The 12,087-nt window shown below is 38.8% G+C and carries 9 protein-coding genes; 8 read left to right on the forward strand and 1 reads right to left on the reverse strand.

Going from position 1 to position 12,087, the window contains the following annotated elements; translation table 11 throughout:
- Positions 1-219: 219 nt before the first annotated feature.
- Positions 220-1,164, reverse strand: coding sequence for a TolB family protein (locus ACFSKL_RS10330; RefSeq protein ID WP_376885969.1), 945 nt, complete (start codon positions 1,162-1,164; stop codon positions 220-222).
- Positions 1,165-1,775: 611 nt separating this feature from the next.
- Here ACFSKL_RS10330 and ACFSKL_RS10335 point away from each other — a divergent pair.
- The 8 genes from ACFSKL_RS10335 (at position 1,776) to ACFSKL_RS10370 (ending at position 12,004) form a co-directional block, all read left to right on the forward strand.
- Positions 1,776-2,402, forward strand: coding sequence for a hypothetical protein (locus ACFSKL_RS10335; RefSeq protein WP_376885970.1), 627 nt, complete (start codon positions 1,776-1,778; stop codon positions 2,400-2,402).
- A 404-nt stretch (positions 2,403-2,806) separates the two neighbouring features.
- Positions 2,807-3,133, forward strand: a complete 327-nt coding sequence (locus tag ACFSKL_RS10340) for a DUF1016 N-terminal domain-containing protein (RefSeq protein ID WP_376886032.1) — start codon at positions 2,807-2,809, stop codon at positions 3,131-3,133.
- A gap of 244 nt (positions 3,134-3,377) precedes the next feature.
- Positions 3,378-7,142, forward strand: coding sequence for a beta-galactosidase small subunit-related protein (locus ACFSKL_RS10345; protein WP_376885972.1), 3,765 nt, complete (start codon positions 3,378-3,380; stop codon positions 7,140-7,142).
- 829 nt (positions 7,143-7,971) lie between these two features.
- Entirely contained in the window at positions 7,972-8,754 is a 783-nt protein-coding gene (locus ACFSKL_RS10350) for a PDDEXK nuclease domain-containing protein (RefSeq protein ID WP_376885974.1), read from the forward strand.
- A gap of 223 nt (positions 8,755-8,977) precedes the next feature.
- On the forward strand, positions 8,978-9,268 hold the full coding sequence (locus ACFSKL_RS10355; RefSeq protein WP_376885977.1) for a barstar family protein: 291 nt from the start codon (positions 8,978-8,980) through the stop codon (positions 9,266-9,268).
- A 103-nt stretch (positions 9,269-9,371) separates the two neighbouring features.
- Positions 9,372-10,136, forward strand: coding sequence for a metallophosphoesterase (locus tag ACFSKL_RS10360; protein WP_376885979.1), 765 nt, complete (start codon positions 9,372-9,374; stop codon positions 10,134-10,136).
- A 69-nt stretch (positions 10,137-10,205) separates the two neighbouring features.
- The gene (locus ACFSKL_RS10365; protein ID WP_376885981.1) at positions 10,206-11,228 is read left to right on the forward strand and encodes a hypothetical protein; all 1,023 of its coding nucleotides are present in this window, start codon (positions 10,206-10,208) and stop codon (positions 11,226-11,228) included.
- The gene (locus tag ACFSKL_RS10370; RefSeq protein ID WP_376885983.1) at positions 11,222-12,004 is read left to right on the forward strand and encodes a hypothetical protein; all 783 of its coding nucleotides are present in this window, start codon (positions 11,222-11,224) and stop codon (positions 12,002-12,004) included. The genes ACFSKL_RS10365 and ACFSKL_RS10370 overlap by 7 nt, the downstream gene beginning before the upstream one ends.
- Positions 12,005-12,087 lie beyond the last annotated feature (83 nt).

The raw sequence follows: 12,087 nt of genomic DNA on the forward strand, positions 1-12,087 counted from the left end.
GGTAAAGTGGGACTTTATTTCAGCCTTCCCCATGTCGGCTCTGGCTTTTATTGTGGGATCCCCAGATCCAGTGAATCTGGTAAAATAGATACCAAAATTTCATTTTCCAGTCGATTGGCTTCCTGTCCTTAGTTGACCTTACTTAAACCAATTTCAGTCCAAAGGATCAAAGAGAGGATAACTTGTATAAATTTTGACATAGAATAAGCTTGTTACGAGTTAAAATTGATTGTCATAAGTAAGTTGCTGTGATTGGTTGCTCCCCATATCTAGTATATGCAGCCTGCCATTGTCGGCATTGGAATTGGTATAGACAATCCTACGTCCATCTGGCGCCCAATCAGCTGTATGTGCATCAGCTTTTAGTAATTGCGGTTTTGTATTGCCGTTCGTCATTACAAAGATTGAGGAAGCCTCGGTTTCAATTGCAAATGAAGAAAAGAGGAATGAATCACCTGATTTTTCAAACCTGAAGTATTTGTTTGAAATAAATTCTGATGAGCTTAATGTCGTGACAAAAACATTTTCCGATTCTTTTACATTGTAGCAGAACAAAGAGTCCCCTAATACATCTCCATCACTTTCTACCCAGCTTCTTCGATAAACAAAAAGTTCTTGGGTAGGATGGAAGTTAGATGGCGTTCCATAAGAGACAAGGAATTTTGGAGATTTTCCGATTTCCATCATCCAAACACCACAAGGTATATTTGTGCAAATACTTTGTCGAAACAATAATATTGTTCCGTCTGGATTCCAATTTGGAGAAAAATTCCTTCCCTCAAAGGTCAGTTGTTCTGTGCTGCCACTTTCCAATTCCATGACCCATATTTGAGCGCCAAGGGAATAGGCGAGCTTCTTGGAGTCTGGACTCCAAGAAGGGTTTTGGGCGCCGGGTATCAACAATGTGTTTTCGCTTCCATCAGGCTTTATCCTGTAGATACCCGTGTGGGAAGGTTGGCTGTCTACATGGAGATATGCAATCCATTCCCCATCTGGACTCCAGGATGGTTCATAATCAATCAAAAGAAAATTCGGGCAGCCGTCAATACAGCTCGAACCTTCCTCCTCATCCGTTATACAAGCTGTAAACATGATCCCAAGCAGAACCACCCAAGCTATTTGCTTGGCTTTACCATATATTGAATATGTTTTGGAAAATCCCATAGCGGTTGAAGGTCTGTTAGACCCAATTAATCTACTTTATGCATTGAAATCAATATAGTAATTATTAACCTGAGTTCGACTATTCTCACTTTGTGATAACAATCGAACTCAGGTTAATACTATAATATATCAAAAAATAATATAAAAAATAACTGTTAAAATAATAATTAAAACGCAAGCGATCAGAATCTATTCGGGATTAACTACGGAAATTGGACGATCGATAAATTTTACCTTACTAGGCAGAACATAGGCGTCAAAATCAGCTCAAATTGAGGGGGAGTACGCTTTTCAGAATTTTTGAAGGTGTTTTGGGGAGTATTATACCATAATGGCTTCTACAAATAGCACTGCAAAAATGGATGGATGCTATTGGCTTAAAAAAAGGTGGCTGTGAGTTCACTAGTCCTCTATGTTAATAATTTTGGTAATTTTGGAACTGATAAATTAAAATAGAAAATTAAGCTTACGCCTCATGGCTAACCTGTAGGGGATTACTTGCTAAGTGCCCTACTTATAAAACACCAGAGACCCTGAGCAATTATACAAGAAATGATTTGAGACATAGATTTTATATTAAATCAAGAAAGGAACAAAATCGGATTCAATTTTTGATTGGATTATTGGCATTGATAGTAATCTTGACATCCTTGTTTATTTCTTGGAAGACAGGGATCTATGGATTTGTGATTTTAACTTTCCCAATAACGCTATCTATAATTGCACCTTTCTTCGATACACCTTCTTTGAAAAAGAGTGGAAGTTTAAAATATTATTCATCACTCTTCCTGGCCGAAAAACCTAAGGATGGAGTGGTTAAAATACACGGAGGGACATTGTTTGATTATGTTTTTGTAATTGACCAAAAAATGAATGGAAAACAAAGGTCGGATTTTATAATTCAGCAATATTTGGAGGGGCTTCTGAATCTTATTGAAGAAAGCGAAGCTTGTGAGTCTGAAAACATTACAATTCGTGGTACAAGTTACATTATCAATGATAGGACTGCACAGCGTATGGGTTTTGATGTGGTTAGAACAGATTATGTCCAAAAGTTAATTTTAATATATAATTACTTCAATCTTTTGATAACATATTCAATCGCAAAAGGTAGACTATCATTTCCCAAATTGAATAGGACAATAACATTCGAGGGAAAATTAAACGAACTTGTCAAGAGACGGGAATTTATAAGAAACCTGAATGAAAAATTAAAAAACACTAGTGCCAACAATTAGCTTATTAGAGAAAAGCCCTTGATACAGATCACTATCGGTAAACCCTGTTGGGTGTGAAAATCTATCAGGGCTTTTTATGGATTCTGAGTTTGTTTTTTATTGGAATCTTTACAGCAATTCTTTTAGAATGGATATTCCGGAGCATAGTCTGTCCCGAATCCCGGGATTGACCCCTCTCAACCGACATGTTTTTTGGCAGAGAAAGTGATCCATTCCCTGGATATGGTTCATAGGAATAAGTTGGATGTCTGAAAACCCTCCTAATAACCTGTCTCGTACTGTGGGAGTCTGACGAGGTTCGCTGGATTGTAGGTTGCGCCTGCCTGACCGACATGTTTGGGTAGGATTTGAGAGTGTAGGAAATCGATATTGAACAATCAAAATATACCAACCTAATAAACCAAATTGATGGACTTCTAAAAAAAGGGAGAGGGCAAGGGCAAGTAGCAAAGTCGGTAAACACAATTTTAGTTCAGACCTATTGGTTAATCGGTAGACACATCGCTGAATTTGAGCAAGGCGGTAAAGAAAAAGCAGCGTACGTGACTTTTCTCTTTGAGAAGCTTTCCAAAGACCTGATTCGACTTTATGGAAAGGGGTTCAGTAGAGCTAACTTGTTGTACATGAGAAAGCTGTATCTATTCTTTCCAAAAAGTGAGACACTGTCTAACGTATTGAGTTGGAGCCATTATTTTGAGATTTTGCGTTCTGACAACGGACTTGATATCTAATGCTTGGTCAGAACAAGAGCATGGTAAAAGTTAGCCATGAAACCATCTTTCATTATATTAGTTTGAATCTTGAATATCCATGATTATATTTGGTGAAAATGTCCCTGAACATTTTTTTACGAGCTGAAACCCTAATACAGACATTTGCGCTATCTTCTGAATCAGAACAGATAAAGCAGCGCTTTTTTTTGTCTATCTCCTACAAAAACCATAGTCTTCAACCAAGATAATAATCTAATCGAGCATGAAAAAAATAGTTGGTTTATTTATCACTCTGATAAGTTTTACAATCTCAGCACAGCAATCGAAATTTACGGACATTTATCCTTTCATCGAAAATACAGCGGTATTTGAAATCAACCAGACTGAAGGCCACACAGTCTGTATTCCTTTTAAGTCGGTTGGTGAAGCATTAAATCTTCAGACATCGAAGTCAGAAAATGTGCTTTCGTTGAATGGAAGATGGAAATTCCATTTTGCCAATACTCCGGAAGGTACACCCAACGACTTTTTTAAATCAAATTTTAATGATCAGAAATGGTCTGAAATTACAGTTCCCTCCAACTGGGAAATGCAGGGGGTTGGAGATCCTTTGTTCCGAAATGTTGCACATCCGTTTCCCTCCAATCCGCCATTTGTTCCCCGCGAATACAACCCGACTGGCTCGTATCGCAAAACATTTACCCTACCGGCAAATTGGAAAAGCAAACGCATTTTTTTGCGCATGGAGAAAACCGCTTCGGCATCATTTGTCTGGATCAACGGACAGGAAGTTGGCTACAACGAAGGTGCGCAAGAGCCTGCTGAATATGATATTACCAGTTTCCTGAAACCAGGAAAAAATACCATTGCCGTCAACGTCATTAAATATTCAGATGGTGTGTATCTCGAAAGTCAGGACTATTGGCGCTTGGCTGGTATTTTCGATGATGTTTGGCTGTATGCTAAGTCGGATGTACATCTCTTCGACTGGTATGCCACTACCGACCTGGACGAAAACTATGAGAACGCAAAACTGAATTTGCAGATTACGGTAAATAACCAATCGAGAACCGATAAACAGGACTACAAAGTTCGAACTTCGCTGTTTGATGCAAGCAATGCATTGGTTCAGGATTTTACTTCGGATGCAGTTCAAATAACTGCTGAGAATAAGCAAATTATTGATATGTCATCAGACGTATTAAACCCTAAAAAGTGGACAGCCGAAACGCCCAACCTCTATCGGTTAACCATGGAATTGATAAACAATGAAGGAAAAACCGAAGAAGTAATTACTGGTCGTATTGGTTTTAAAGAAACTGAAATCCGCAATCAGGTTTTCTACCTCAATGGCAAGGCCATAAAACTGAACGGCATCAATACGCACATGCAACATCCCACTTTGGGGCATACCATGGACGAGGCCACCATTCGGAAAGATTTTGAACTGTTTAAACAATTCAACATCAATTGTGTACGCATATCACACTATCCACCTGTATCACGCTATTTGGAATTGGCAGACGAATATGGGTTTTACATCATCGATGAAACCGGAAATGAAGCACATGCCACAGAATACCTTAGCGATAATCCGGACTGGGAACCCATGTACCGCGATCGAGTTCGCAAAATGGTGTTGCACGACCGCAATCATCCTTCCATTCTCTTCTGGAGTGCAGGCAACGAAAGTGGGGAAGGTAATAATATATGTGCTGTAATAGATGAAGGAAGGAAATATGACAGTACACGATACTGGATGTATGGAGGGAATGCTTTTTCGCATCACTGCGAAGAGATTATTGGTCCACGTTACCCTTCTCCTTTTGATCTCAAAACACAGGTGGGGATGGTTCCTGAAAGTGTTGATCCGAGACCATCGTTTATGGACGAATACCTTTCGGTAGCTGGAAACGCTGGTGGTGGACTGGATGAATATTGGGATGTCATTTACCAGTATCCACGCATCACGGGCGGTGCAATCTGGGATTTCGTGAGTCCAGGTTTGCTTGAGCCAGTTCGCAAATTGACCGATTCCTCACCCAACAAGGTCGCAACGCACATCATGGGACGCGCAAAACTGGTTGGCGGACACGATGGAAAAGGCATTGATCTGAATGGTCACGACCAATGGGTGGAAGTGTATCAGGATAGGAATATTGAAATCTCGGGTAATGAACTAACTGTTTCATTTTGGATTTTTCCACGCGATCTAATGAAAATGGGTGGAACACTGGTCACCAAAGGAAACAATCAATTTGGTTTGCAGCAAGTGGGTGACAACTCGCTCGATTTCTATATCTACACATCGAAAAAAACAGTAGTCCGTGGTGAATTACCCGAAGATTGGACACAAAACTGGCATCATGTGGCAGGTATTTATGACGGAAAAACGATATCACTATTCATCGACAACAAAAAGGTGGCTGAAGAACCGGTCACCGGGAACATTACCAATTTTCCTTTTCCTCTTAATGTGGGCAAGAATGCCGAGACACATGGTCAGCATACCTCCGGCTATTTGTGCGATGCCATTATCGATCAGGTGGGTATTTTCCCCAAAGCGATTGAAATCAATGATTTATTTACAGCAAAACCGGACTTGAAAAATCGTGCAGCTTTGTGGCTCGATTTTGAACAGGAGCAAAACGAAGGCGAGTTTTTCAGTTATGGAATTGGCGCGCGTACCTATGGAAGTATTTGGCCCGATCGGGTTCCGCAGCCTGAAATGTGGCAAATAAAAAAGTCGGCTCAACCCATTTCTGTAAAGTGGAGCAATGCCGAAAAAATGGAAATTGAAGTTCAGAACCGAAACTTTTTTACCAATACGAATGCCTTTGAAGCACGTTGGAATCTGGAGGAAAACGGCATATCAATAGCTTCCGGAAAATTGGAGGTGGATGTCGAACCAGAAGCAAAAAAAATCTACGTTCTTCCTATCCAAAAGCCTCAGCTAAAAGCCGGTGCAACTTATTTGGCAACAGTTAGTTTTCATTCGAAAGAAGCTGCAGAATGGGCAGCGAAGGGTTTTGAACTGTGTTGGGATCAATTGGAATTGCCATGGATTGTTCCTGCCGATAAAAAATTGGTACAGCATCAGACCAATCCTTTAAAAGTGACAGATAATGAGCAACATTTGATTGTATCCGGAGTAAATTTCGATTATACCTTTAATAAAGCCGATGGACAATTGTACTCCATGAAATACATGGGTGCAGAATTGCTGAAACAGGGAGCGCAACTCAATGTTTGGCGTGCCCCTTTGGCGAACGAACTGGACGACTGGACAGTTCCTGCGGTTAATGTATTTCCTACAAAACAAGGTTACGGAAGGATGGTTGCCACTTCATGGTATTCTATCGGTCTGGATAATATGAAGTCAAAACTTGAATCATTTCGGGTTGAAAATAAGGCTGAAAACGTAATTGTCAGTATTCGTGAAATTGCTCTTTTTGGAAATGCTGGCAATGCAGGCTTCGAAAATGAGATGGTTTATACGATTACGCCAGACGGTGAAATCAGTTTACAGCACACGATTAATCCAAATGGAAAAATGCCCATGTCCTTGCCACGCATCGGAACAAAATGGGTTTTCGATGAGCAAATGCAACATGTAGAATGGTTTGGACGTGGACCTCAGGAAAATTATCCCGACCGCAAAACCGGCTACCGTATTGGGCTTTATCAGTCAACGGTTGATGCGATGTTTGAACCATATTTGATTCCCCAGGATTGTGGCTTGCGCACCGACAACCAATATGTGCGACTGACAAATACTGAAGGAATCGGAATTGAGTTTTCGGCAGCTATACCATTCAATTTCAATTGCTATAATTACAGCACCGAAAATTTGTCAAAGGCAAAATATACCTATGATCTGATCAAATCGGATGGCGTAACATTCAATTTCGACTACCAAACCACTGGGGTAGGATGCACGGCAATCGGGGTGATTAATAAATATCAAGCCATTCCTCAAACCATACAATTTACAAGTTCGATAAAACCATTTAAAACCAATAAGTAAGCCTGATAATTTTTAAAACAATAAGAATTATATAATGCTTAAATATATGACATTGGGCTTTAAGGGTTCAAAAAATAATACGACAGATGACTTTGAGGTGTATTTTAATATATTTTCGAATTCCTATAAAAAATGTCCCAAAATCAACTTTCAAGATTGGCCTTGATAAGTGGAGGTTATGTCCCTTCTGATATAACTCCATAAGAGAATATGGATCTGAGTTTGTAACCTAGCTTTGGATGCAATTTCGTTAAACTTAATAATCAATTGATAATGAATGCTATTTTTAGGCTATATTCCGACCATGCCGAAAAATATTTTGAGATTAATGAATCTTGGACTAAACTACTATCGGCTAAAGACCGATAGGTTTGGTTTCGCCTAAAGGCGCCTAAAGTGAATCCGAGACTTAGTGTTCTTTGTGAAAAACATGGTGATCTTTGTGGTTATGAATTTTTACCACAAGGATCACAAAGTAAAAAAACACTAAAGTCTTCGCCTAAAGGTGGGGGGGACCAGAGTGAGGCATTAAAATATCATCAAATGACTCAATCGAAGGTTATCGAAAAATGGATTTTGCCATCGTCTGTTTTCTGGGGACATGAAATACTATCCACCTGATCAGGATATTTTAATTTTATGAAAGATTAGTTAGGTTTGGTAAGTGGGAAATAGCACCACTGTAGTTGATAGCATCCCGTTTTGAAATGCTGTTATCAATTAAGAATAAAGAAAGTAGAAGTTGGGATACGACTGGATTGCTGAGAAGTAGGATTGAATATGTTATTAATAAAGCATCCTAAATTGTAAAAAAAAACTTAGTTAGATTATGTCAAACACACCTTCAAATACAAAATTCTTCATGAAAATTGTTGATTTACTACAATCAGCAAGAAGTAAAGTAGTGCGTACTGTTAACCAGACAATGGTACTCAGCTATTTTGAGATTGGGAGAATGATTGTAGAGGAAGAGCAAGATGGGAAAGAAAGAGCAGACTATGGAAAACAAATCTTAAAAGATCTTTCTGATGTCTTGACTAAAGAGTTTGGTAAAGGTTTTTCGGTTGACAACCTTGAGAATATGAGACGGTTTTATCTTGTTTATGGAAAATCCGAAACACCGTCTCGGAATTTTGATTTAAGTTGGTCACACTACTTGAAACTCATACGAATTGATGATGAAAACGAGCGTAAATTCTATGAGATTGAATCATCTAAAAACACTTGGAGCGTGAGGGAATTACAACGCCAATTTGACTCCGCATTATATACAAGATTGGCATTAAGCAGAGATAAGGGCAAAGTAAAAGAACTCTCGGAAAAGGGATTGGTACTTGAAAAACCAAAAGATGCAATAAAAGACCCTTATATTCTTGAATTTATTGGACTTCCTGAACATTCTTCTTATTCTGAAAGCGACCTTGAACAAGAGTTAATAGATAAACTTGAACACTTTTTATTAGAACTTGGCAACGGGTTCACATTTGTTGCCCGTCAAAAACGAATTTCTTTTGATAGTTTAAAGTCTATTGACCTGCAGGATATTCCGGAGCATAGCCTGTCCCGAATCTCGGGATTGACCCCTCTCAACCGACATGTTTTTAGGCAGTGAAAGTGGGCCATTCCCTGGATATGATTCATAGGAATAGGTTGGATGTCTGAAAACCCTCCTAAGATGGGCATGCAAATACAGCTAAATTTACTAATTTTAGAGGGATTCCCGCCATTCGGTAGGACAGGTGTAAAAGGGTTGGACTAAAAACTGGCAGAGGCTTTTTTCATAACCTGTCCCCTACTGCGGGAGTCTGATGTTATATACCACCAATGCAACTACAATGAAAGTATATCGAATATATGGCAACAAGATCAAGAACTGGAAAACTTTCCATTCTGAATTCAAATCGGAGATGAACTTTCCAGACTATTATGGCGAGAACATGAATGCTTGGATTGATTGTGTAGACGAACTTTCGACTGAACCAACCCTAATCGAAATCCATAAAGGAAAACTTTTGAAACAGAATGCGCCAGAACTATTGGAAGCGATTTTTGAATGTTCAGCTTTCGTGAACTTTCGAAAAGTAGAGATTGGCGAACAACCAACTTTGATGGTTTCCATGAGCTGACCTCAGCAGAAGATATTTTGGCCAAAAGCTTTTTGGCCGACTCATCATTGTTTCAATTTATCCTTACTGGTATGATTGCGGATAATTATTTTGATAAAAAAACATGCCAATTAATCTCCAGTACGCCTCCGACCTTCATTTAGAATTCGAGGCCAACAAGAAATTCTTAAAACAGTATCCTTTGCAGCCCATGGGTGATGTATTGGTGTTGTCAGGAGATATTGTGCCTTTTGCGGTACTGGATAAGAACCAGGATTTTTTCAGTTTTTTGTCAGATCATTTCAAAACTACTTATTGGCTGCCCGGCAATCATGAATATTACCATTTTGATATGGCCGAGAAAAACGGTGTGTTGTATGAAGCCATTCGCCGCAATGTATTTTTGGTGAACAATACTGCGGTGGTACATGAAAGTGTAAAATTGATTTTCTCTACCCTTTGGAGCCACATCAGTCCCAACTACCAGTGGCAAATTGAACGCAGCCTGAATGATTTTCAATTAATCAAATACAAAGGCTACCGCCTTTCGACTGAACTATATAACCAACTGCATGTAGAGAGTTTGGCATTTATACAAAATGAACTAAACAAGAATACGGACTGGAAAATGGCCGTTTTTACCCACCATTGCCCTACATTTCTCAATTATCCTGAGCAATACAAGGGCGATATACTCAGTGAGGCCTTTGCGGTAGAACTGCATGACCTTATAGAATCGTCCGAAATAGCCTGTTGGGTGTATGGGCATCATCATACAAACACGCCTGAGTTCACGATTGGCAATACCAAACTCATAACCAATCAGTTGGGCTATATACATCGAAATGAACATCAGCTTTTTGAAACGAGTGAAGTGATTAAGATATGAAAATCAGAATAATAAATCTATATTTGCACAATAAAGATATATGCTTTATCAACCGAAATTAGGTTTATCATGGAACATAGAATGAAGAAAACGCTTAGGTATATTGAGGAAACGCTGGGCATACATCCAACGGTAACTCCCATAGCCAAAAGCTATTTGGACAGACTTCCTATGTATATCCACGAGACCTTCAAGCTGTACCGCACAGACTTATTCAACAAAGAAATCATTTTGGCGGAATTGAAAAACGATGATGGACTAAGCATACGACAAACCGAAAAGCAGGTGCAACAAATAAAAAACCTGCTCAAACAAAAAGTTGTGATAGTGTTGGAAAACGTACAAGCATACAACCGCAAACGATTGATTGAAAAAGGCATCAACTTTATAATGCCGGGAAAACAACTTTACATGCCCGATTTGCTGATTGACTTGCGTGAAATCTATGTTCATCCAAAGGCGAAGCAAAAAAATGAGACCCTACTTCCATCTGCACAATTTTTAATGATTTATCAAATCATCCATAGATACCAGCAATGGAAACTGGAAGAACATCCCTTTAAAGAAATTGCACAGAAATTAGGCTATACATCAATGGCTATATCAAATGCAATTGACAATTTGAAATACCATGAATTAGTAGATGTAGAAGGGGGGAAAGAAAAATTTATCCGCTTTCGATATGAGGGGAATAAGTTATGGAACATTGCCCAACAACAAAATCTTTTGGTGAATCCTATTATTAAAACTGTATATGTAGATGAAAAACCCAAAAATCTTTTTCTGCTGCATAGCAATACATCTGCTTTGCCTGAATACACTGATTTGAACCCCAGCAGACAAGAATATTTCGCTATTGAAAAAACCGTTTTTTATGATTTAAAAAGAAGCAATGCTTTAGTTAATCCAAACGATTATGAAGGCAAATATGCCTTAGAGGTATGGAAATATAACCCTTTGGCATTGGTGGATGAACTGCCAAATGATAGGACTGTGGTAGATCCACTTTCTTTATACCTGAGTGTGAAGGATAGCAAAGATGAACGTATTGATATGGCATTAGACCAGATTTTAGAGAAATATAGATGGTAAGAGGATTAGACATATTTAAAGAATACTTTGGACGGTATCCTGGCAATTACGTGATTATCGGTGGTACGGCTTGCGATATTATAATTGATGAAGCTGGCTTTGTTCCCAGAGCCACCAAGGATATAGACATCATTTTGGTTGTAGAAGCCCTAAGCTCAGAATTTGTTAAACAGTTTTGGCAGTTTATTGATGACGGCAAGTATCAGCAAAGGGAAAAAAGTAATGAAGAAAGAGAATATTACCGATTTGTTAAACCGGAGAATACAGACTTTCCGCATCAAATAGAGCTGTTTTCAAGAACACCCGATATAATTGTTTTAGAAGGCGAAGCACATCTAACACCTATTCCAGTTGACGATGACCTTTCAAGTTTATCAGCCATATTATTGAATGACGACTATTACAATTACATGATTGAGCACAGTCAAGTGGAAGATGGCCTGCATCATGCCAGTATTGAAGCATTGATATGTTTGAAGGCTAAAGCATTTTTAGAAATAAAAGAACGAATTGAAAAAGGTAGTAGAGAAGATGCAAAGCAATTGAGAAAACACAAGGCCGATGTGTTCAGATTGACAGTAATGCTTACACCGGAATCAATATTTAAACTACCCGAGACAATTCAAGCCCATGTTAATCAATTTGCTGCGTTAGCATCAGGTGAACTGCCCGATAAAGCCATATTTAAAGAGATGGGTATAACCAATGTTGCCCCGAACAATGTGTTTGAACAATTTAAAAAATCATTCAGGGTAAATATTGGGGAAGCCCAATAAAACAAAAGATCATATATGTAAAGAAAACTGGCAAAACTACACATGAGCAAGGCAACGTGAATAGAAAACAGCTCAATTTGAGG

This window comes from Belliella marina, assembly GCF_042682445.1.
GTDB lineage: Bacteria > Bacteroidota > Bacteroidia > Cytophagales > Cyclobacteriaceae > Belliella > Belliella marina.